The organism is Sphingobium cloacae, from assembly GCF_002355855.1.
GTDB lineage: Bacteria > Pseudomonadota > Alphaproteobacteria > Sphingomonadales > Sphingomonadaceae > Sphingobium > Sphingobium cloacae.
Map to the genome: position 1 here is coordinate 1,318,195 of NZ_AP017655.1, position 21,409 is coordinate 1,339,603.

19 protein-coding genes are annotated in these 21,409 nt (G+C 63.9%); 1 reads left to right on the forward strand and 18 read right to left on the reverse strand.

Annotated elements, in window-relative coordinates:
- Window positions 1–43: 43 nt before the first annotated feature.
- Both SCLO_RS06400 and SCLO_RS06405 read right to left on the reverse strand, forming a co-directional pair.
- Complete coding sequence (locus tag SCLO_RS06400; protein ID WP_066515572.1) at window positions 44–1,213, reverse strand: hypothetical protein; 1,170 nt, start codon at window positions 1,211–1,213, stop codon at window positions 44–46.
- Between the two features lie 85 nt (window positions 1,214–1,298).
- Complete coding sequence (locus SCLO_RS06405; protein WP_066515570.1) at window positions 1,299–1,601, reverse strand: hypothetical protein; 303 nt, start codon at window positions 1,599–1,601, stop codon at window positions 1,299–1,301.
- 79 nt (window positions 1,602–1,680) lie between these two features.
- On the opposite strand from SCLO_RS06405, the gene SCLO_RS06410 reads away from it, so the two are divergent.
- Window positions 1,681–4,353 carry a hypothetical protein gene (locus SCLO_RS06410; RefSeq protein WP_066515569.1) on the forward strand — a complete coding sequence of 891 codons (2,673 nt, stop codon included), beginning with the start codon at window positions 1,681–1,683 and terminating at the stop codon, window positions 4,351–4,353.
- Window positions 4,354–4,394: 41 nt separating this feature from the next.
- Here SCLO_RS06410 and SCLO_RS06415 read toward each other — a convergent pair whose 3' ends face one another.
- Genes SCLO_RS06415 through SCLO_RS06490 form a run of 16 tightly spaced genes read right to left on the reverse strand, consistent with a single transcriptional unit; the run spans window position 4,395 to window position 21,407 of the window.
- Entirely contained in the window at window positions 4,395–4,664 is a 270-nt protein-coding gene (locus SCLO_RS06415) for a DUF1467 family protein (RefSeq protein WP_066515568.1), read from the reverse strand.
- An 11-nt stretch (window positions 4,665–4,675) separates the two neighbouring features.
- Window positions 4,676–6,313 (reverse strand): ribonuclease J, encoded by a 1,638-nt coding sequence (locus SCLO_RS06420; RefSeq protein WP_066515567.1) that lies wholly within the window; start codon window positions 6,311–6,313, stop codon window positions 4,676–4,678.
- Complete coding sequence (locus SCLO_RS06425) at window positions 6,313–7,092, reverse strand: type III pantothenate kinase (protein WP_066515563.1); 780 nt, start codon at window positions 7,090–7,092, stop codon at window positions 6,313–6,315. The genes SCLO_RS06420 and SCLO_RS06425 overlap by 1 nt, the downstream gene beginning before the upstream one ends.
- Window positions 7,093–7,107: 15 nt before the next feature.
- Entirely contained in the window at window positions 7,108–7,767 is a 660-nt protein-coding gene (locus tag SCLO_RS06430; RefSeq protein WP_066515558.1) for a biotin--[acetyl-CoA-carboxylase] ligase, read from the reverse strand.
- A gap of 44 nt (window positions 7,768–7,811) precedes the next feature.
- Window positions 7,812–9,248: an NADH-quinone oxidoreductase subunit NuoN gene (gene nuoN / locus SCLO_RS06435; protein ID WP_066515555.1), complete on the reverse strand. Its 1,437-nt coding sequence runs from the start codon at window positions 9,246–9,248 to the stop codon at window positions 7,812–7,814.
- Window positions 9,248–10,801 (reverse strand): NADH-quinone oxidoreductase subunit M, encoded by a 1,554-nt coding sequence (locus tag SCLO_RS06440; protein ID WP_066515553.1) that lies wholly within the window; start codon window positions 10,799–10,801, stop codon window positions 9,248–9,250. The genes nuoN and SCLO_RS06440 overlap by 1 nt, the downstream gene beginning before the upstream one ends.
- Window positions 10,801–12,864, reverse strand: coding sequence for an NADH-quinone oxidoreductase subunit L (nuoL, locus tag SCLO_RS06445; protein ID WP_066515548.1), 2,064 nt, complete (start codon window positions 12,862–12,864; stop codon window positions 10,801–10,803). Before nuoL ends, SCLO_RS06440 begins: the two co-directional genes overlap by 1 nt.
- A 9-nt stretch (window positions 12,865–12,873) precedes the next feature.
- Window positions 12,874–13,158 (reverse strand): NADH-quinone oxidoreductase subunit NuoK, encoded by a 285-nt coding sequence (nuoK, locus tag SCLO_RS06450; protein WP_019053664.1) that lies wholly within the window; start codon window positions 13,156–13,158, stop codon window positions 12,874–12,876.
- A gap of 17 nt (window positions 13,159–13,175) precedes the next feature.
- Entirely contained in the window at window positions 13,176–13,787 is a 612-nt protein-coding gene (locus SCLO_RS06455; protein WP_066515546.1) for an NADH-quinone oxidoreductase subunit J, read from the reverse strand.
- Window positions 13,788–13,817: 30 nt separating this feature from the next.
- Window positions 13,818–14,303 (reverse strand): NADH-quinone oxidoreductase subunit NuoI, encoded by a 486-nt coding sequence (nuoI, locus tag SCLO_RS06460; RefSeq protein ID WP_066515544.1) that lies wholly within the window; start codon window positions 14,301–14,303, stop codon window positions 13,818–13,820.
- On the reverse strand, window positions 14,300–15,349 hold the full coding sequence (gene nuoH / locus SCLO_RS06465) for an NADH-quinone oxidoreductase subunit NuoH (RefSeq protein WP_066515540.1): 1,050 nt from the start codon (window positions 15,347–15,349) through the stop codon (window positions 14,300–14,302). Before nuoH ends, nuoI begins: the two co-directional genes overlap by 4 nt.
- The gene (nuoG, locus tag SCLO_RS06470; protein ID WP_066515538.1) at window positions 15,346–17,352 is read right to left on the reverse strand and encodes an NADH-quinone oxidoreductase subunit NuoG; all 2,007 of its coding nucleotides are present in this window, start codon (window positions 17,350–17,352) and stop codon (window positions 15,346–15,348) included. The genes nuoH and nuoG overlap by 4 nt, the downstream gene beginning before the upstream one ends.
- Before the next feature lie 2 nt (window positions 17,353–17,354).
- Entirely contained in the window at window positions 17,355–18,671 is a 1,317-nt protein-coding gene (gene nuoF / locus SCLO_RS06475; protein ID WP_066515535.1) for an NADH-quinone oxidoreductase subunit NuoF, read from the reverse strand.
- Window positions 18,668–19,336, reverse strand: a complete 669-nt coding sequence (gene nuoE, locus SCLO_RS06480) for an NADH-quinone oxidoreductase subunit NuoE (protein ID WP_066515534.1) — start codon at window positions 19,334–19,336, stop codon at window positions 18,668–18,670. The genes nuoF and nuoE overlap by 4 nt, the downstream gene beginning before the upstream one ends.
- Window positions 19,336–20,574, reverse strand: coding sequence for an NADH-quinone oxidoreductase subunit D (locus tag SCLO_RS06485; RefSeq protein ID WP_407695326.1), 1,239 nt, complete (start codon window positions 20,572–20,574; stop codon window positions 19,336–19,338). Before SCLO_RS06485 ends, nuoE begins: the two co-directional genes overlap by 1 nt.
- Window positions 20,571–21,407 carry an NADH-quinone oxidoreductase subunit C gene (locus SCLO_RS06490; protein WP_066515715.1) on the reverse strand — a complete coding sequence of 279 codons (837 nt, stop codon included), beginning with the start codon at window positions 21,405–21,407 and terminating at the stop codon, window positions 20,571–20,573. The genes SCLO_RS06485 and SCLO_RS06490 overlap by 4 nt, the downstream gene beginning before the upstream one ends.
- Window positions 21,408–21,409: the final 2 nt, after the last annotated feature.

Below are 21,409 nucleotides of genomic sequence, written 5' to 3' on the forward strand. Positions count from 1 at the left end.
ACACGTCGTTAAAATGCACTAAACCTTGCCGGGAAAATATCTGTCAGCCACGCTTCAGCAGGATGATCGCGCCCATCGAACCGATCGCGCAGATCATCGCTATATCCAGCATCCACGACATTCCTTCCCCCAACAGCATGGCCAGCAGGAGCAACAGCAACGCGGTGCCCGGCGTGAAAATCATCCATGCCCGCGCCCCTCCCGTCCGGCGCCATCTGTCGGCCAGCAGCAGGATCGCCAGCATCAGCGCCAGATATGTGGCTGTTATGGAACCGCTCGCAATCGCCAGTCCCAGCAGGGCGAAGAAAGGCGTGATGAAGGCGATCCAGCCCGACGGCGGGGTGCGCAAGGCGAGTTCATCCAGACGGTCGCTGACCTCCGAAAGCAGCAATGCGAACAGCAGCAGGCAAAAGCCGATGATCGGCCAGTCCAGTTCGATGGGCACCAGCGCGATCGCCCCGATCATCATGGAGGCGATTCGCACCTGCAAGGCGGGCACCTGGCTGCGCATCAGGGCCGGTCCCAGAAGGCGGGCGACCGGGCCGAAGAGATAATGTTCGACCCCGCCCCGCGTCCGGCCCGACCGCGATGTCATCGACAGGACGGATTGCGCCACCAGATCGGCCTGCGGCTGCCCTTCGACCAGCGCAACACGCCCTTCCAGCAGATCGTCCTGCGGAACGGTGGTCCGGCGGACGCCCTGCTGGACTGCCCCGCGCACCAGCGTCAGGGCCAGGTCCCAGTCGCCGATCATATCCAGCGTGCCGAACAAAAGATCGGGACTGACGCGCGCCAGCCCGGCCCAGCGTTGTCCCGCGTCGATCCGTTCGAACGGCGCGCTCGCGCGGCTGTCGTCCGTGACCAGCAAGGCATCGCCCTCGGCCCCGGCAAGGGCATCGAAATGGGATTGGGAGATGATGGCTCCGTCCGCTACCAGCAGGCTGTCCGCGTCGCGCGGCATGTCACGCACCAGCGCCACCATGTCACGCACCAGCGCCACGGCGATTCCGTCCGCGCCCAGCCGGTCGACGGCCTGCGAAATGGCGGGCGTGATGACGTTGACGAGGATGAAGATGCGATCCGCCCCGGCGCGCGCCGCCTGACGCGCCTGATATTCCACCAGCGTCTGCCCGGCGAAGTGCAAGGTGGCGCGCAGGCCCGCGGGCGAATCGCCCGATGCCCGGCTGGCGCTCAAAATGGCGGCGAAAGTCATAGTGCGAAAAGCAGGCCCGTTCTTGTGCAGCCGCCTTTTCGCAAGGCCGGAGCGATCACGCAAGCGACGCCTTGACCTAAAAGCGTCAGCCCTGTTCGAGATTCGCCAGCGCGGCGCGCAACTGCCTCAGAATCCGGGGATCGCCGGGCGCCGATCGCACCGCTTCCTCCGCCAGCGCCATCAGGCCCGTCAGCCCGAAACTGGCCGCCAGCCCCTTCAGCCGCCAGGCCGCCAGTTCCCAGTTCGCGTCGCACCGGGCCCGCTCCAGCAGGTCGACCTGACGCAGGGCGCTTTCCATGAACGCCACATGCAGGTCGGCGATCAACGCCGAATCGTCACCAACAGCCGCCGCCAGAGCGGTATTCAGGGCGCCAGGATCATAAGACATGGGCCAGACGCTATCTGGCTTGCGTTAAGTTTTGGTAACAGGGCATTTTCGTGACGGGAAAAGATGCTACACTGCGGGCATGACCGGGGGCAGCACAATCGTCGAATTCTGGCGCGACCATGAAAAATCCGCGAACGATGCGTCGCGCGAGGAGGATGTTTCGCCAGAGGATCAAAGCCTTTTCGATATGGAAGAGGATGAAGCCGCGCCGACCCGCGCGGATCGGGCGCTGCGGCGGGCGCGGCTGGCCTTCTCGATCCTGGGCGCAGTCTGGCTCGCCTTCGCGATCTGGGCCGGCCTATCATCGGGTCAGTGGCGAGCCGGGCCGGCGGCATGGCCCGCCATGGTCGCCACGGCGCTCATCCCGCTCATCCTGCTGGGCGTCTGCTACATATTGCTCATCCGGAACAGCCGGACGGAAAGCAGGCGTTATCTCCATACGGCGCAGGCCCTTCGCACCGAAGCCGACCTGCTGGAACTGAGGCTGGGCCGTATCGCCAACCAGTTGGAGACGGCGCGCCAGACCATGCAGGATCAGGCCGAATTGCTCGACAGCTATGGCGCAGCGGCGAGCAGCAACATGGAAGCTTCGGCCGAACTGATCGCCAGCCGCGCGCAAAGCACGGTGCGCGACGCCGAATCGGCCGAGAAGGCGAGCGAGGCGCTGGTGACGCGCCTGACCGCGCTGATCGACGCGATGCCGGATCTGGAAGACCGGGCCGGGCGCATGGCCGCCCGGATCGTCGATGACGGTCATGCCCTGTCGGAACGCATCGACGCGCTGGAAGCCCGGCTTCAGGCGCTGGGCGAATTGTCGGACGACGCGCGCGCCCGAACCTTGTCCGCGACCAAGAGCCTGTCGAGCCAGCTTTTGCAGGTGCAGGAAGCCACCCGATCGGCAAGCGAGGAGATGACCGGCATCGCGGACATCGCCTCGGCCCGTCTGGATGCGACCATGCACAGCGCCCGCGCGGCCACCGACGAGAACCGGCAGGCCATCGAGCAACAGGCCGCGGCTATGGAGTCGCTCATCCAGAATGTGCGGCAGGGCATCGTGACGGTTTCCCAAACGACCCGCGCCTCCTTCGCGGAGGAGATGGAGGCGACGACAACCGACCTGCAACAAAGGATCGGCCAGACGCTCGGCCATCTCCAGCATGTCATGGCTTCGGCGAGCGAAGGGCTCGACAGCCAGAAATCGTCCCTCGAAGACCTGCTCGACCGTTCCCGGATCGGCATCGCGGCCACGGGCCAGGCCGCGCTGGTGACCATGAGCAACAGCATCAGCGCCATCGAAGCCGACCTGCGGCAACGGATGGAAGCCACGCAGGCGCAGATCCAGGCCACCCTGACGGAGTGCGACGCGCGCCTGTCCGATCAGGCGGCAACGCTGGATTCGCTCGTCACGCAATCGCGCACCAGCATCGAATCGATTGGCGGCGAAACGGTCTCCGCCCTGACCGATAATATGAGCGAGATCGAAAACCGCCTGCATCAGATCAACGGCCTGGTGGAAGACCAGCGCACCTTGATGACCAACCTGCACGGTCAATTGGGCGATACGCTGGCGGCGGCCGAGGAGCGCTTCGGCGCGCTGGAGCAATCCTCCATCGCCCGGACGGAGCGGCTGACCGGCGCGCTGTCCAGCCTGACGGCCGAAACGCAGCGGATCGACAATGCGCTGGCAAGCGGCGGGGTGACGGCGGAAAAGCTGATCGCCTGCGCGGAAACCCTGCTCGTCGCGCTGGATTCCAGCGTCCGGGAACTGGACGAGACCTATCCGGCGGCGCTGGAACGGTTCGAAGGGCGCATGGAACGCAGTCGCGCGGTCATGGAAAGCACGACGCCGGAACTGGAACGGCTGGAAGCTATTTCCGAAGCCTTGCTCGGCCGCACGCAGGAAGCGGAAGAATTGCTGCGCGGCCAGGGCAGCCGCCTGACCGAATGGCTGGAAAGCACGCAGGGCGGACTGGAATCCAACCGCGAACTGGTCAACCGGCTGCGGCTGGCGCTCGACGGAGCGCATCAGGACGCCACCCGCATCACCGAAGGCGCTGGCCCGCTGCTGGTCACGGCCCTGTTGCGCGTGAAGGACACCGCCGACCAAGCCGCCGAACGGGCGCGTCAGGCGCTGGGCCGCGCCATTCCGGACGCCGCCCAGGCCCTTGCCGAGGCCAGCGAGGAAGCGATGGAGCGCGTCGTCGGCGACCGGGTCACCGCGCAGATCCAACAATTGTCGCGGGTAGCCGAAGAAGCGGTCAAGGCCGCCCATCAGGCATCCGAACGGCTGATGCGTCAGTTGCTGACCATTGCCGACACCAGCGCCAATGTCGAACAGCGGATCGAGCACGCCGAACGCGCCGCCGAAGAACGGGATCGGGACCATTTCGCCCGCCGTTCCGCCCTGCTGATCGAATCGCTCAACAGCACGGCGATCGACGTTGCGAAGATATTGTCGAACGACGTGACCGATTCGGCCTGGTCATCCTATCTGAAAGGCGACCGCGGCGTCTTCACGCGCCGCGCCGTGAAGCTGCTGGATGCCGGAGAGTCGCGGGAAATCGCGCTCCATTATGACGAGGATGCCGAATTCCGGGATCATGTGAACCGCTACATTCACGATTTCGAATCGATGCTCCGGATCATCTTGTCGGCGCGGGACGGCAATGCGCTGGGCGTCGCGATCCTGTCTTCCGACATGGGCAAGCTCTATGTGGCGCTCGCACAAGCGATCGAACGGCTTCGGCAATAGGATATGGAGGGGCCGGCCAGCCGCACGAAACGGCCGCTCTGTCAATAAGAGCGGCTGTATCCCGGCAGTTGTTCCAGCGTCAGCCAGCCCTCGACATAATTTGCGTAATAAAGGCCGAACAACACCGCCGACAGGATCGTCGCCCGCAACGCCACCACGCCCGGCCTGAAATTGCTGGGGGCGCTGTCCGCCTGCCCCTCCCGCAACACTTCCCCGGTTTCGTCGGGCGTTCGGATGCCGAAGGGCAGGACAATGAAGGCGCTGATCACCCAGAACAGCGCGTAGATGGCGAAAATGGCATACCAGTTCATGGGTAACCGGATTAGGCGCGAATGAGGAGAACGTCCACCACCGGCTTCTTGCCCGTCCAGCGCGTCGCCGTCCGGCGCACGGCAAGACGGACGCGTTCCCGCAGCGCCTCTTCCTCCTGCGATCCCTTGGCGACCGCTTCGGCCGCCTCCGCAGCGGCTTCCTCCAGAAACGCCGCCTTGTCCTCCTCGACAGGCACGCCCTGAGTCCGAAGCGCCGGCACGCCGAGCACCCGGCCCTTCGCGTCCAATGCCACCGCGACGCTGATCTGGCCATGCAGGGCGATCTTCCGCCGCTCGTTCATGGTCGCGCCATCGGCGGGCAGGATGACATCGCCATCCAGGACCAGCCTGCCGCTCGTCCCATGACCGATGATTTCCGGCCCATCAGGCGCCAATCGCAGCACATCGCCATTGGATTGCACCACGGCACGGGGCACGCCCGTCTCCAGCCCGAGCCGGGCCTGTTCCGCCATATGGCGGCGCTCGCCATGAACCGGCAGCAATATCTGCGGCCTTATCCAGCGATACATGGCTTCCAGTTCCGGCCGGCCGGGATGGCCGGACACATGGACTTCGGCCTGCCGGTCCGTGATCATCAGCACGCCGCTCGCCGCCAGCGCATTCTGGATGCGGCCGATGGCGATTTCATTGCCCGGTATCTGCTTGGAGGAAAAGACCACCAAGTCGCCCTCATCCAGCTTGATCGGGTGGGAATCGAACGCGATGCGGGACAGCGCCGCGCGTGCCTCCCCCTGCCCGCCGGTCGCGATGATCATCACTTCATGGCGGGGCAGCGCCATCGCGGCGTCCCAGTCGATGGTCGGCGGAAAATCCTTGAGATAACCCGCATTGCGCGCCGTAGCGATGATCCGGTCGAGCGACCGCCCCGCCACGCACAGGCGGCGGCCGGTGGCCTGCGCCACCTCGCCCAGCGTCTGCAAACGCGCGGCATTGGAGGCGAATGTCGTGACCAGCACCCGCCCCTTCGCTCCGGCGATGGTCTCCATCAATCCTTCGCGCACGTCGCCTTCGGACCCGCTGGCCTCGGCATTGAACACATTCGTGCTGTCGCATACCAGCGCCAGCACGCCTTCGTCGCCGATGGCGGTCAACTCCTCCGGGGTGGAGGGAGCCCCCAGCAGGGGCTTCTCATCCAGCTTCCAGTCGCCCGTATGGAAAATGCGGCCATGGGGCGTGTCGATCAGCACCGCATTGCCTTCGGGGATCGAATGGGCCAGCGGGACATAGCGGAAACCGAAGGGGCCGAGGGCAAAGCTGCCCTCATTGTCGATGACGTTGAGTTCCACCTCGTCCGTCAGCTTCTCCTCTTCCAGCTTCAGCCGGATAAGGCCCGCCGTGAACGGCGTCGCATAGAGCGGAACGCCAAGGTCGGCCGCCAGATAGGGAATGGCGCCGATATGGTCCTCATGCCCGTGGGTGAGGACGATGCCGAGCAGATCCTTGCGCCGGTCCTCGATAAAGGACAGGTCCGGCAGGATCAGTTCCACGCCGGGATAGGCCGGATCGGCGAAGGTGAGACCCAGGTCCACCATCACCCACTTCCCCTGGCAACCGTAAAGATTGACGTTCATGCCGATCTCTCCCGAACCGCCTAGGGCCAGGAAGAGCAGCTCGTCTTTAGGTGTCATTATGTCTTCAAACTCCGTTCGTGCAGCAGCGCCAGCCCCTGAATGGTAAGGTCGGGCGCGATGGCATCGAAAATATCGCTATTCTCATCGAAGAGGACCGCAAGGCCCCCCGTCGAAATCACTTTGGTCGGGCGGCCGATTTCGGCGCGCATCCGGGCGACCAGCCCCTCCATCATCGCCACATAGCCCCAGAAGACGCCGATATGCATCTGCGCTTCGGTGGTGCGGCCGATCACCGATCGGTTTTCCGGCGGCACGATCGCGATCTTGGGCAGTTTCGCCGCCGCCGCGACCAGAGCATCCAGCGAGAGGTTGATGCCCGGCGCGATGACGCCACCCTTATAAGCGCCGGTATAGTCGATCATATCGAATGTGGTCGCGGTGCCGAAATCGATGACGATCAGGTCGCCTTCGTAAAGATGGTGCGCGGCAATGGCGTTTACAACCCGGTCCGCGCCCACCGAAGAGGGTTGCTCCACGTCCAGTTCGACACCCCACTCCACCGGAGGCTGTCCCGCGACGAGCGGCGGCACACGGAAATATTTCTCGGCCAGGACCTGAAGATTATGGAGCGCGCGCGGCACCACGGTGGCGATGATGACGGCATCGACATCATTGATGGCATAGCCCTCCAGCGCCAGAAGCTGGTTGAGCCAGACCGCATATTCGTCCGCGGTCCGCCGGGGGTCGGTGGCGATGCGCCAGCGCGCGCGGATTTCCCCCTCGCTCAGAAGGGCGAAAACGACATTGGTATTGCCCGCGTCGATCGCGAGAAGCATAGCCGGCCCCCGATATCAGATGAGAAGGATGTCACCCGCATGAATGGCATGCATGTCGCCATTCGCCAAGCGCAGGATCAGCATGCCGTCCCGATCCAATGTTTCAAAACGGCCTTCCAGAACCTGCCCGTCCGGCTGGTTCACCCGCATGGAAGCGCCCGCCGGATGCGCGTTGAGCAGCCAATGCGTACGCACCGGTTCCAGCCCCTGCGCGCGCCAGATCGCCAGCCAATGCGCGAACAACGCCGCCAGCCTTTCCAGCAGCGCGCCGGCCTCTGCTTCCCCAGCGCCCTGCACGGCCAGGCTGGTGACGGGCCGGTCCAGATCGCGCGGATGATCCTTCACATTCACGCCTATGCCGACCACCACCGTATCTCCCACCCGTTCCAGCAGGATGCCCGCGATCTTCGCGCCGTCGACCAACACGTCATTGGGCCATTTGATACGCGCCTGCCCCTCGGCCAAGGGCGCGACCAGCGCGTGAACGGCATTGGCGGCCACCAATGCCAATGTATGGGGTGGAGGGTCGCCATCGCGAAGTCGCACCACGGTCGATCCATAGAGATTGCCCGACGGGCTTTCCCACGACCGGCCCATGCGGCCCCGGCCACCCGTCTGGCGTCCGGCGCGGAGCCACGATCCTTCGGGAACGCCCTGCTCCGCCCATGCCATCATGTCGGCATTGGTGGAGCCGGTCTCCTCGACGAAACGGATTTCGCTCAGAACAGCGACGCCGCGGCAGCCGCGCTGGCCTTGTCCAGCACGGGATTGAGCAGATAGCCGAGCACGATCACCACCGCGCATGCGGTCAGGATCACATTCTCGACCGCCCCGCCACGCGCTTCATAGGCAGCGGCCGGCTCGTCGAAATAGATCGTCTTGATGATCTTCAGATAATAATAGGCGCCGATCACCGAAGCCGCGATGCCGATCGCCGCAAGCGTCGCCAGATTGGCCGCCACCGCCGCGTCGAACACCAGGAACTTGGCCCAGAAACCGAAGAGCGGAGGGATGCCCGCCATCGAGAACATGAAGATCGCGAAGGCCGCCGCCAATCCCTTGCGCGACTGGGACAGGCCCGCAAGGCTGGCGATGGTTTCGACCGGCTTGCCTTCCGCGTCGCGCATCTGGAGAATACAGGCGAAGCTGCCGATGGTCATCAGCACATAGATCGCCATATAGCTCATCGTCGCGGCCACGCCCGCCGGCGTTCCGGCGGCCAGGCCGATCAGCGCAAAGCCGACATTGTTGATCGACGAATAGGCCATCAGGCGCTTGATGTTGGTCTGGCCGATGGCCGCGACCGCGCCAAAGATGATCGAAGCGAGCGCCACGAAGATCACGATCTGCTGCCAATCGAGACCCGCCGGGCCCAGCGCCTCGATCGCGACGCGTACCGTCAGCGCGACCGCCGCCACCTTGGGCGCGCTCGCGAAGAAAGTGGTGACCGGCGTCGGCGCGCCTTCATAGACGTCCGGCGTCCACATATGGAAAGGCACCGCGCTGATCTTGAACGCCAATCCCGCCAATACGAAGACCAGCCCGAACAACTCGCCCTTCGACACCCCGTCCGCCAGCGCCAGCGAGATGCCGTCAAAGCTCGTGCTGCCGGTGAAGCCATAAAGCAAGGCGGTGCCGTAAAGGAGGATGCCGCTCGCCAGCGAACCCAGCACGAAATATTTGAGCCCCGCTTCGGACGAGCGCTCATCCTGCCGCATGAAGCTCGCCAGCACATAGGAAGCGAGGCTGTTCATCTCCAGCCCGACATAGAGCGTCAGCATGTCGCCCGCCGACACCATCATGCCCATGCCGACCGCGGCGAACAGGATGAGGACCGGATATTCCGGCCGGATCGCCTGTCCCACGGCAAAGAAACGCGGAGCCAGCAGGATCGCCGCCGCCGCCGCGCCATAGATCAGCGCCTTGGCAAAGACCGAGAATGCGTCCGCGCGCACCAGCCCGTCAAAAGCATCCGGCCCATGCTCCAGCGAGCAGCAGAGAGCCAGCCCCGCCACGATCAGTGCGATCACCGCGAGCCAGTTCACCACGCGGGCGATGCCCTCGCGGCCAAAAGCGGAGGCCAGCAGCAATGCCAGCCCGCCCGCCGTCAGGATCAGTTCCGGCAGGACCGCCAGAAGGGAAGCCGTCTCAATCATCAGTGCGCCTCCCCGTGCGCGGCAGTTTCATGGGCAGCGCCGTGTCCCGCAGGCTTGGGCGCGCCCATTTCGATCTTGGAATCGCCCGCCGGAGCGGCGGAGGCGAGGCCCGCTTCCAGCGCGTGAATGGCGGGACGCATGGGCGCCAGGAAACTTTCCGGATAGACGCCCATCCACAGCACCACGGCCGCGATGGGCGCGAGCAGCCACATTTCCCGCATAGACAGGTCGGGCATGGCGGCGGCATCCGCATTTTTCTGTTCGCCATAACAGATGCGGCGATAGAGATAGAGCATATAGGCCGCGCCCAGAATGATGCCCGACGTTCCGACCAGCGCCGCCCAGGTCGAAACCTGATACACGCCCATCAGCGACAGGAACTCGCCGACGAAATTGCTGGTGCCCGGCAGGCCCACGGCCGCCATGGTGAACAGCAGGAACAGCACCGCATATTTGGGCATGTTGATCGCCAGCCCGCCATAACGCGCGATCTCCCGCGTATGCAGGCGGTCGTAGATGACGCCGACGCACAGGAACAGCGCCCCCGACACGAGGCCGTGGCCCAGCATCACCATCATCGAACCTTCCAGGCCCGCCTGGTTGAAAGCGAACAGGCCCAGCGTCACGATGGCCATATGGGCGACAGACGAATAGGCGATCAGCTTCTTCATGTCGGTCTGCACCAGCGCGACGAGGCTGGTATAGACCACCGCCACCATCGACAGGCCCCAGACCAGCGGCGCCAACTGCGCCGAAGCTTCCGGGAACATGGGCAGCGAGAAGCGGATGAAGCCATAGCCGCCCATCTTCAGCAGCACGCCCGCCAGAATGACCGACCCGGCGGTCGGTGCCTGGACGTGGGCGTCGGGCAACCATGTGTGGACCGGCCACATCGGCATCTTGACGGCGAAACTCGCGAAGAAAGCCAGCCACAGCCAGATCTGGACATGCGGGTCGAAATTATAGGCCATCAGCGCGGGGATTTCGGTCGTGCCCGCTTCATGCACCATCCACATCATCGCGATCAGCATCAGCACCGATCCGAGCAGCGTGTAGAGGAAGAATTTATAGGACGCGTAGATGCGGTCCGCCCCGCCCCATATGCCGATGATCAGATACATCGGGATCAGGCCCGCTTCGAACATGATGTAGAAGAGGTAGAGATCCTGCGCCGCGAAGACGCCGATCATCAGCACCTCCATGAACAGGAAGGCCGCCATATATTCGCCGACGCGCTTCTCGATCGCCTGCCAGCTCGCGCCGATGCAGATCGGCATCAGGAACACGGTGAGCGCGATCAGCATCAGCGCGATGCCGTCAATCCCCAGAGCCCAGGCGAAACGGCCGAAGATCGGCAGATATTCCTGGAACTGCCACTGCGGCGCGCTGCCCGACTGGTCGAAACCGATCCAGAGGATGATGCCCAGCACCAGATCGGCCAGTGTCGCCAGCAGCGCGATCCAGCGCGCCTGCTGCGCACCCGCGAACAGACAGGCGATGGCCCCCGCCATCGGCACTGCCATCATCAGGGATAGGATGGGGAAGCCGTCCATTATCGTGTCATCGCCCAGGTTGCGGCCGCGGCGAGGCCAATCAGCATCACCAGCGCGTAAGTGTAGAGATAGCCGGATTGAAGCCGACGGGTGATCTTATTGCCCTGCACGACCAATGCGGACAGGCCGTTGGGGCCGAAACGGTCGATGAAGCCGATGTCCCCGAACTTCCAGAAGAAGCGGCCGATGGCAAAGGCAGGCTTGACGAAGAGCAGATTGTACAGCTCGTCGAAATACCATTTGTTGAGCAGGAACCGGTAGAGAACACCGAACTGCGCGACGAAGCGCCGCGGCCAGTCGGTGTGCCGGATATAGCTGAGCCACGCGATCAGCAGGCCGGTCAGCATGACCGCGAACGGCGCGAACTTGACCCAGGTCGGCACTTCATGCGCGGCATGCATCAGATGGCTGTCGAAGAAGAGCGAGCCCTTCCAGAATTCGACGCCGCCTTCGGAACCGATGAACTGATCGTGGAATACAAGGCCCGCGAACACCGCGCCGAGCGCCAGCACCACCAGCGGGACCAGCATCACCCATGGACTTTCATGCGGATGATAGCCGCCCGTTCCAGTCGCCGGAGCATGGTTGTGATGATCGTCATGGCCATGGGCGGCATGGCCTGCGTCCTCGTCCGACGGATGATCGTCATGATGGCCATGCGCGTCGTGCAGGGCATGCTGGATATGCTCCGAAGCGGCCCAGCGGGCTTTTCCGAAGAAGGTCAGGAAAACGAGACGCCAGCTATAGAAGCTGGTGAGCAGCGCCGCGAACACACCGACAAGGAATGCGCCGACGCCCGCCCCTCCCGAAGCATAGGCCGCTTCGAGAATGCCGTCCTTCGAATAAAAGCCCGCGAACCCGATGCCCGCCAGCGGCAGGCCGACGCCGGTGATGGCAAGCGTGCCCAGCGTCATCGTCCAGAAGGTGACCGGGATCTCCTTCCGCAGCGCGCCATAATAACGCATGTCCTGTTCATGGTGCATCGCATGGATGACCGATCCGGCGCCTAGGAACAGCAATGCCTTGAAGAAGGCATGGGTGAAGAGGTGGAACATCGCCGCGCCATAAGCGCCGACGCCCGCCGCGAAGAACATGTAGCCCAATTGCGAACAGGTCGAATAGGCGATGACGCGCTTGATGTCGTTCTGCACCGTGCCGACCGTCGCCGCGAACAGGCAGGTCGCAGCCCCGATGAAGGTCACAAAGCCCAAAGCGGTCGGACTGGTTTCGAACATCGGCGACAGGCGGCACACCATGAACACGCCCGCCGTCACCATGGTCGCCGCGTGGATCAGCGCCGACACGGGGGTCGGGCCTTCCATCGCGTCGGGCAACCATGTGTGAAGCCCCAACTGCGCCGACTTGCCCATCGCGCCGATGAACAGCAGCAGGCAGAGCACGGTCATCGTATCGAAACGATGGCCCAGGAACCCGATGGTCGAACCGGCCATGGACGGCGCGGCTTCCAGGATTTCGGGGATCGAAATGGTGTTGAACACCAGATAGGTGCCGAAAATGCCCATCATGAAGCCAAGGTCGCCCACGCGGTTGACGACGAACGCCTTGATCGCGGCGGCATTGGCGGAGGGCTTGCGGAACCAGAAACCGATGAGGAGGTATGACGCGAGGCCCACGCCTTCCCAGCCGAAGAACATCTGGAGCAGGTTGTTCGCCGTCACCAGCATCAGCATCGCGAAGGTGAAGAGCGACAGATAGGCAAAGAAGCGCGGCTGGTCCGGCTCTTCGTCCATATAGCCCCAGCTATAGAGGTGGACGAGGCTCGACACGCTGGTGACGACGACCAGCATGACCGCCGTCATGGTATCGACCCGCAGCGCCCATTGGGCATCGAAGCTGCCCGATTGAATCCAGGTGAAGAGCGGCGCGACATAGGGCTCGGCGCTGCCGGTCAGGAAGCTGATGAAGATCGGCCAACTCAGCGCGCAACTGATGAACAGCGCGCCGGTGGTGACGATCTTCGCGGGCAGCTTGCCCAGCGCCTTGTTGCCAAGGCCCGCAATGGCAGCAGCAATGAGCGGGAGAAGGACGATAAGCTGGATCATGTCGAGGCTTTAGCCCTTCATCCGGTTGACATCGTCGACGGCGATGGTGCCGCGACCACGGAAATAGATGACGAGGATGGCAAGGCCGATGGCCGCCTCACCCGCCGCGACGGTCAGCACGAACATGCTGAACACCTGCCCCACCAGATCGCCCAGGAAGGCGCTGAAGGCGACGAGGTTGATGTTGACGCTGAGGAGGATCAGCTCGATCGCCATCAGGATGATGATGACATTCTTGCGGTTGATGAAGATGCCGAGCACGCCCATCACGAAGAGGATCGCGCTGACCACCATATAATGCTGAAGGCCGATCACAGCTCCACCCCCTGCCCGACGGGCTGATTGACGTTGCGGATCGCCTCTTCCGGGCGGCGCCGGTTCTGTCGGGCGATGTTCTGGCCGCGCACGCCGCCACGGGCGCGATGGGTCAGCACGATGGCCCCGATCATCGCGACCAGCAGGATGATGCCCGCCGCTTCGAACAGGAAGATGTAGCGCGTGTAGAGCAGCCCGCCGATCGCCTGGATATTGCTGAGTTCCGGGTTCACCGGCGCCGCGCGCTGCGCCAGCTCAATCGGTCCCGCGCTCCAGATGCCGATGCCCAGCACGATCTCCGCCAGCAGCACCAGCGCGATCAGCATGCCGAAGGGCAGGTAATCGACGAAACCGGCGCGCAATTCCGCGAAGTCGATGTCGAGCATCATGACGACGAACAGGAACAGCACGGCGACCGCGCCCACATAGACGATGACCAGCAGCATCGCGATGAACTCGGCACCCAGCAGGACCATCAGGCCCGCCGCGTTGAAGAACGCCAGGATCAGCCACAGTACCGAATGAACCGGGTTGCGCGACAGGATCGTCAGCGCGCCGCTGCACACCACGATCGCGGCGAACAGGTAAAAGGCAAGCACGTGAATCACAGGACCATGTTCCCCTTCGGCGGCTGCGGCTTAACGGTAAGGCGCGTCGGCGGCAAGGTTCGCGGCAATGGCCCGCTCCCACTTGTCCCCGTTTTCAAGGAGCTTGGCCTTGTCATAGATCAACTCCTCGCGCGTTTCCGTGGCGAATTCGAAATTGGGCCCTTCGACCACGGCGTCCACCGGGCAGGCTTCCTGGCAGAAGCCGCAATAGATGCACTTGGTCATGTCGATATCGTAGCGCGTCGTGCGGCGGCTGCCGTCCTCGCGCGGCTGCGCCTCGATGGTGATCGCCTGCGCGGGGCAGATCGCCTCGCACAACTTGCACGCGATGCAGCGCTCTTCCCCGTTGGGATAACGGCGCAGCGCATGCTCCCCCCGGAACCGCGGCGAAATGGGGTTCTTCTCATAGGGATAGTTGATGGTCGCCTTGGGCTTGAAGAAATATTTCAAGGTCAGGGCGTGCGCCTTCACGAACTCCCAGAGGGTGAAGCTCTTGACGTAGTAACCGAGGCTCATTGTGCGCCTCCATAGCGCGTCAGCATGAGGAAGCCCGAAACCAGGAACACGAACAGCAGCGAGACCGGCAGGAAAATCTTCCAGCCCAACCGCATCAACTGGTCGTAACGGTAACGGGGCACCGTCGCCTTCACCCAGGAGAAGACGAAGAAGAAGAAGAAAGTCTTGGCGAACAGCCAGATGATGCCGGGCACATAATAAAGCGGCGCCCAGTCCAGCGGCGGCAGATAGCCGCCCCAGAACAGGATGGCGTTCAATGCGCACATCAGGATGACGTTCGCATATTCGCCCAGCCAGTAGAGCGCGAAGGCCATGGACGAATATTCGGTCTGATAGCCCGCGACCAGTTCGGATTCCGCTTCGGTGAGGTCGAAGGGCGCGCGCGCCGTTTCCGCCATGGCCGAGATCAGGAACATGATCGCCATCGGGAAAAGCAGCGGATTGAAGCCGTTGCCGTTCAGGAAGCCATAATAGCCCCGCTGGCTTTCGACGATGGTCGAGATGTTGAAGCTGCCCGCCCACAGCACGACCGTCACCAGGATGAAACCGATGGAGACTTCATAGGAGATCATCTGCGCGCTGGCGCGGATCGCGGAATAGAAGGGATATTTGGAGTTGGACGACCAGCCCGCCAGCACCACGCCATAGACGCCGAGCGACGACACGGCGAGGATGTAGAGCAGCCCGACATTGATGTCGGCCAGTACCACGCCCCACTGGAACGGGATCACCGCCCAGGCGATCAGCGCCACGGTGAAGGTGATGATCGGCGCGATCAGGAACAGCGCGCGGTTGGCGGCCGAAGGGATGATCGTTTCCTGAAGGAACACCTTGGCCCCGTCCGCGAAGGACTGGAGCAGGCCGAAGGGGCCGACCACGTTGGGGCCGCGCCGCAGCGCCATCGCCGCCCAGATCTTGCGGTCGGCATAGATGATCATCGCCACCGCCAGCATCAGCGGCAGGGCGATCAGCAATATGCCGATGACCGTCGAAAGCAGCCACGCGCCCTCATAGGGCAGACCCAGATTTTGGAAGAAAGCGGTCACTCTGCGGCCTCCGCGAAGCTCTCACCATGGATCAACTCCGCCGAGCATTGCTGCATCGTCGGGCTGGCGCGGCAGATGGCGTTGGTCAGGTAGAAATCCTTGATCGGCGAACCGAATTCGCCGCTTGCGCCAGTCGGCAGCTTGGGCATGGACCAGCCATAATCGGCAAGGCCCAGTTGACCCAGCGCAGGAACAGCCTTCTCCATCTCCGCGCGCAGGGCATCGAAGCTGTCGAAGGGCAGCGTCGCGCCCATCACTTCGGACAGGGCGCGCAGGATCGACCAGTCCTCGCGGGCGTCACCCGGCGCGAACACGGCCTTCTCGCCGCGCTGCACCCGGCCTTCCAGATTGACATAGGTGCCCGCCTTCTCGGCATAGCTCGCGCCCGGCAGGATCACATCCGCCGCATGAGCGCCCTTGTCGCCATGGTGGCCGACATAGACCTTGAAACTGTCCTCGAACGCCGAATAATCGGCCTCGTCCGCACCCAGCGAAAAAAGCAGCCTGGGCTTGGCAGCCGCGATCGCCTTGATCCCGCCGTCCACCGCATAGCCGAGCATCAGCCCGCCCATGCGCGCCGCCGCGAAGTGCAGGACGTTATAGCCGTTCCAGCCCTCTTTAATCAGGCCCAGCGTCTCGGCCAGCGCCAGCGTGTCGCCATGCGCGCCATCCTTCGCCAGCACGCCGCCGCCCACGATCATCGCGGGCCGCTCCGCCTTGCCGAACGCCTCGGCCACCGCTTCCGGCAGCTTGGCGAGCAGCGAAGCATCATTGCCCAGCCATTCGACCTTGTAGGTGAGGTCCACTTCCGGGCCGATGCCGAAAACCTTCGCGCCCTTCTTGATCGCCTTGCGGATGCGGGTGTTCACCAGCGGCGCTTCCCAGCGCAGATTGGTGCCGACCAGCAGGATCACGTCCGCCGTCTCGATTCCCGCCAGCGTCGTGTTGAAATTCACCGCCGACAGGCTCGACACATCATAGGCAAGGCCGGTCTGACGCCCTTCCAGCATCGTGCCGCCCAGCTTCTCGACCAGCGCCTTGCCCGCGAACATCGTCTCGCAGTCGAGCAGGTCGCCCGCGACCGCCGCCACGCTGCCGCCATGCTGGACCGCCGCGATGGCCGCGAAAGCCTCGTTCCAGGTCGCCGGAACCAGCTTGCCATCCTTGCGGACATAGGGCTTGTCGAGCCGCTTGCGGACCAGGCCGTCGACATTGTGCCGGGTCTTGTCGCTCGCCCATTCCTCGTTCACGTCGTCATTGATGCGCGGCACGGCGCGCAGCACCTGACGGCCCCGGCTGTCGAGGCGGATATTGGTGCCTACTGCATCCATCACGTCGATGGCATGGGTTTTCTTCAGTTCCCAGGGCCGCGCCTCGAACGCATAGGGCTTGGCCGTCAGCGCGCCGACCGGGCAAAGGTCCACCACATTGCCCGAAAGCTCGCTCTTGGCGGCATGTTCGAGATAGGTGGTGATCTGCATATTCTCGCCGCGATAGATGGCGCCGATTTCCGGCACGCCCGCGACTTCCTCGGCAAAGCGCACGCAACGGGTGCACTGGATGCAGCGGGTCATGACCGTCTTGACGATCGGACCCATATATTTCTCGGTGACGGCGCGCTTATTCTCTTCGAAGCGGCTCTTGCCCCGGCCATAGGCGACGGATTGGTCCTGAAGGTCGCATTCGCCGCCCTGATCGCAGATCGGGCAGTCGAGCGGGTGGTTGATGAGCAGGAACTCCATCACCCCTTCGCGCGCCTTCTTCACCATCTCGCTGTCGGTGCGGATTTCCTGTCCGTCCGCCGCCGGCAGCGCGCAGCTTGCCTGCGGCTTGGGCGGTCCGGGCTTCACCTCAACCAGGCACATGCGGCAATTGCCCGCGATGGAAAGGCGCTCATGATAGCAGAAACGGGGGATTTCCTTCCCCGCCAGCTCGCAAGCCTGGAGGACCGTCGCGCCCGCCGGGACTTCGAGTTCTACGCCGTCTACTGTGACCTTGGGCATGGTTACTCCGCTGCCTCCATGACGGGGGCGCTACCCTTGTTCTCGTTGATCCGGCGCTCGATTTCCGGGCGGAAGTGCCGGATCAGGCCCTGGATCGGCCAGGCCGCCGCGTCGCCCAGCGCGCAGATGGTGTGGCCTTCGACCTGCTTCGTCACCTGCTGGAGCATGTCGATTTCCTCGATCTCCGCGTCGCCGGTGCGCAGCCGCTCCATCACGCGCCACATCCAGCCGGTGCCTTCGCGGCAGGGCGTGCACTGGCCGCAGCTTTCATGCTTGTAGAAGTAGCTGAGGCGGCTGATCGCGCGAACGATGTCGGTCGACTTGTCCATGACGATGACCGCCGCCGTGCCAAGGCCGGAACCCAGCGCCTTCAGCCCGTCGAAATCCATCGGCGCGTCCATGATCTCCTTGGCCGGAACCAGCGGGACCGATGAACCGCCGGGGATCACCGCCAGCAGATTGTCCCAGCCGCCGCGAATGCCGCCGCAATGCCGGTCGATCAGTTCCTTGAAGCTGATGCCCATCGATTCCTCGACGACGCAGGGCTTGTTCACATGACCGCTGATCTGGAAGAGCTTGGTGCCCTTGTTATTCTCCCGCCCGAAGCTGGCGAACCATTCGGGGCTGCGGCGCAGGATCGTCGGCCCCACGGCAATGCTCTCGACATTGTTCACCGTGGTCGGGCAGCCATAAAGGCCCGCGCCTGCCGGGAAAGGCGGCTTCAGGCGCGGCTGGCCCTTCTTGCCTTCCAGGCTTTCGATCTGCGCGGTTTCCTCGCCGCAGATATAAGCGCCCGCGCCGCGATGGACGAACACGTCGAAATCATAGCCCGACCCGCAGGCGTTCTTGCCGAGAAAGCCCTTTTCATAAGCCTGCTCGACGGCGGCGAAGAGCACCTTCGCCTCATAGATGAACTCGCCGCGGATGTAGATGTAGGCGGCCCGCGCCCGCATCGCGAAACCGGCGACCAGCGCGCCTTCGATCAGCTTGTGCGGATCGTGGCGGATGATCTCGCGGTCCTTGCAGGAGCCGGGCTCGGATTCGTCGGCGTTGATGACGAGGAAGCTCGGACGGCCGTCCTTGCTTTCCTTGGGCATGAAGCTCCACTTCATGCCGGTCGGGAAGCCAGCGCCGCCGCGCCCGCGCAGGCCGGACGCCTTGATCCGCTCGATGATCTGGTCCTGGCCGATCTCCAGCAGCGCCTTGGTATTGTCCCAGTCGCCGCGCTTCATCGCCGCGTCGATGCCCCAGTCCTGGAAGCCATAGACGTTGGTGAAGATGCGATCCTTGTCGCTGAGAGGTGCAATCACGTCGCTCATGACCACTGCCCCCTGTAATCGTGATTTTCGGTGACCATTTCCTTGAGCGTGGTCGGCCCGCCTTCCGGCGCGCTGGTCTGACGCTCGATCTGCGGCCCGATCTTGGGCTGCTTGCCAGCGGCGAGATCGTCGAGGATCGCGCCCATGCTGTCATAGGTCAGGTCTTCATAATTATCGTCGTTGATCTGGACCATCGGCGCGTTGGCGCAGGCGCCGAGACACTCGACTTCGGTCAGCGTGAACAGCCCGTCCGGCGTCGTGCCGCCCTTCACCAGCCCCTTGTTCTTGCAGGCCGCGAGCACATCGTCGGAGCCGCGCAGCATGCAGGGCGTCGTGCCGCACACCTGCACATGATAGCGGCCCACCGGCGCGAGATTGTACATGGTGTAGAAGGTCGCGACCTCGTAAACGCGCATGTACGGCATATCGAGCTGGTCGGCGATATATTCCATCACCGGCACCGGCAGCCAGCCCTGGGTCTGCGTTTCCGCGCCCACCTGACGCTGGGCGAGATCGAGCAGCGGCATCACCGCCGACTGCTGACGACCGGCGGGATAGCGGGCGATGACCTTCTTCGCCTGTTCGGCATTTTCCGCCGTCCACGCAAAAGCGCCCCAGCGCGCGCGGGTTTCGGCCTCGTCCGGGATATGAACTGCGTCAGCCATTAGCGGTCACATTCTCCAAACACGATGTCCATCGCGCCCAGCACGGCGGTGGTGTCGGCCAGCATGTGGCCCTTCAACATGAAATCCATCGCCTGCAGGTGCGAGAAGGCGGTCGGGCGGATCTTGCAGCGGTAAGGCTTGTTGCTGCCGTCCGCGACCAGATAGACGCCGAACTCGCCCTTGGGGCTTTCCGTCGCCACATAGACTTCGCCCGCGGGTACGTGGAAGCCTTCGGTATAGAGCTTGAAATGGTGGATCAGCGCCTCCATCGACTGCTTCATCTCGCCGCGCTTGGGCGGGGAAACCTTGCGGTCGAAGCTGGCGATCGGCCCTTCGGGCATCTCGTTGAGGCACTGCTTCATGATCCGCGCGGACTGGCGGACCTCCTCGACGCGGACCATGAAGCGGTCGTAGCAGTCGAAATTGGTGCCCACCGGCACGTCGAACTCCATCCGGTCGTAGACGTCATAGGGCTGCGACTTGCGGATGTCCCAGGGAATGCCGGAGCCACGGATCATCGGCCCGGAGAAGCCCCATTTCAGCGCGTCCTCCTTGCTGACCACGGCGATGTCGACATTGCGCTGCTTGAAGATGCGGTTGTCCGCGACAAGGCTGATCGCGTCCTCGAACAGACGCGGCAGGCGCGTGTCGAGCCAGTCAGCGATGTCGGTCAGCAGCTTCAGGGGCACATCCTGATGCACGCCGCCCGGCCGGAACCAGGCCGAGTGCATCCGCGCGCCCGAAGCCCGCTCGAAGAAGTTGAGGCAGTCCTCGCGAATCTCGAACAGCCACAGGTTGGGCGTCATCGCGCCCACGTCCATGACGTGCGAACCGAGGTTCAGCATGTGATTGCAGATGCGCGTCAGCTCCGCGAAGAACACGCGCAGATATTGCGCGCGCAGCGGCACTTCCAGGTTCAGCAGCTTCTCGATCGCCAGCACATAGCTATGCTCCATGCCGAGCGGCGAGCAATAATCCAGCCGGTCGAAATAGGGCAGCGCCTGCAAATAGGTCTTATATTCGATCAGTTTTTCGGTGCCGCGATGGAGCAGGCCGACATGCGGGTCGCACCGCTCCACGATCTCGCCGTCCAGTTCCATGACGAGGCGCAGCACGCCGTGCGCCGCCGGATGCTGCGGACCGAAGTTGATCGTGTAGTTCTGAATCTCCGTGTCGCCCAGCGTCGGGTCCGCCGCGTCGGTGACATGATCCAGTTCTTCCAGATAAGTGGACATCAGGCCTTGTCCTCCGGTTTGGCGGCACCCTTGCCTTCGTCGCTATGCGCTTCCGGTTTCGCCGGCGCGCCGGCCGATTTTTCGTTCGCCTTGCTGTCGACGGGTTCGCCCGCGCCGCTCTGGCCCGGCTTGTCGGTCGTCTTGGGCGTGTCGCCCTTCGGCTCGCCCTTGGGCGCGGCGGACGGCGGCGGCGGAGCAGGCGCGGGCGATGGAGCGCCGGGGGCCTGCGGAGCCTTCTCATCGCCCGGCAGCACATATTGCGCGCCTTCCCACGGGCTCATGAAGTCGAAGCTGCGGAAATCCTGCGCCAGTTTCACCGGCTCATAGACGACGCGCTTGTCCTCCTCGGAATAGCGCAGTTCGACATAGCCGGTCAGCGGGAAGTCCTTGCGCTGCGGATGCCCCTTGAAGCCATAGTCGGTCAGGATGCGGCGCAGGTCCGTATTGCCGGAGAAGACCACGCCATACATGTCGAACACCTCGCGCTCCAGCCAGCCCGCGACGGGCCAGATATGCGTGACGGTGGGGACCGGGATATTCTCGTCGGTCGAAACCTTGACGCGGATGCGGTGGTTCCGCGTGACGCTAAGTAGGTGATAGCAGACCTCGAACCGCTCGGCGCGGTCGGGATAATCGACGCCCGCCACTTCCATGAGCTGCTGATAGTGCGCGCGGGCGCGCAGCACTTCCATCGCGTCGGCCAGCTTTTCGCGGACCACGGTGAAGCTCAGTTCGTCGGCATGGTCGACGGTTTCGACCAGCATGTCGCCCAGCAGCCCGGCAATCTCTTCCGCGATGCCGGGGATGGCCGCGATCTTCGGAGCGGAATGTCCCATCA

Excerpts from the sequence above, each read along its gene's own strand:
- nuoE (WP_066515534.1), bottom strand. The coding sequence starts at position 19,336 with ATGGCTGACGCAGTTCATATCCCGGACGAGGCCGAAACCCGCGCGCGC.
- nuoN (WP_066515555.1), bottom strand. The coding sequence starts at position 9,248 with ATGATTGAGACGGCTTCCCTTCTGGCGGTCCTGCCGGAACTGATCCTG.
- nuoI (WP_066515544.1), bottom strand. The coding sequence starts at position 14,303 with ATGAGCCTCGGTTACTACGTCAAGAGCTTCACCCTCTGGGAGTTCGTG.
- SCLO_RS06490 (WP_066515715.1), bottom strand. The coding sequence starts at position 21,407 with ATGGGACATTCCGCTCCGAAGATCGCGGCCATCCCCGGCATCGCGGAA.
- SCLO_RS06400 (WP_066515572.1), bottom strand. The coding sequence starts at position 1,213 with ATGACTTTCGCCGCCATTTTGAGCGCCAGCCGGGCATCGGGCGATTCG.
- nuoG (WP_066515538.1), bottom strand. The coding sequence starts at position 17,352 with ATGCCCAAGGTCACAGTAGACGGCGTAGAACTCGAAGTCCCGGCGGGC.
- nuoF (WP_066515535.1), bottom strand. The coding sequence starts at position 18,671 with ATGAGCGACGTGATTGCACCTCTCAGCGACAAGGATCGCATCTTCACC.
- SCLO_RS06415 (WP_066515568.1), bottom strand. The coding sequence starts at position 4,664 with ATGAACTGGTATGCCATTTTCGCCATCTACGCGCTGTTCTGGGTGATC.
- SCLO_RS06430 (WP_066515558.1), bottom strand. The coding sequence starts at position 7,767 with ATGATGGCATGGGCGGAGCAGGGCGTTCCCGAAGGATCGTGGCTCCGC.
- SCLO_RS06440 (WP_066515553.1), bottom strand. The coding sequence starts at position 10,801 with ATGGACGGCTTCCCCATCCTATCCCTGATGATGGCAGTGCCGATGGCG.
- nuoL (WP_066515548.1), bottom strand. The coding sequence starts at position 12,864 with ATGATCCAGCTTATCGTCCTTCTCCCGCTCATTGCTGCTGCCATTGCG.
- SCLO_RS06405 (WP_066515570.1), bottom strand. The coding sequence starts at position 1,601 with ATGTCTTATGATCCTGGCGCCCTGAATACCGCTCTGGCGGCGGCTGTT.
- SCLO_RS06425 (WP_066515563.1), bottom strand. The coding sequence starts at position 7,092 with ATGCTTCTCGCGATCGACGCGGGCAATACCAATGTCGTTTTCGCCCTT.
- nuoK (WP_019053664.1), bottom strand. The coding sequence starts at position 13,158 with ATGGTGGTCAGCGCGATCCTCTTCGTGATGGGCGTGCTCGGCATCTTC.
- SCLO_RS06410 (WP_066515569.1), top strand. The coding sequence starts at position 1,681 with ATGACCGGGGGCAGCACAATCGTCGAATTCTGGCGCGACCATGAAAAA.
- SCLO_RS06420 (WP_066515567.1), bottom strand. The coding sequence starts at position 6,313 with ATGACACCTAAAGACGAGCTGCTCTTCCTGGCCCTAGGCGGTTCGGGA.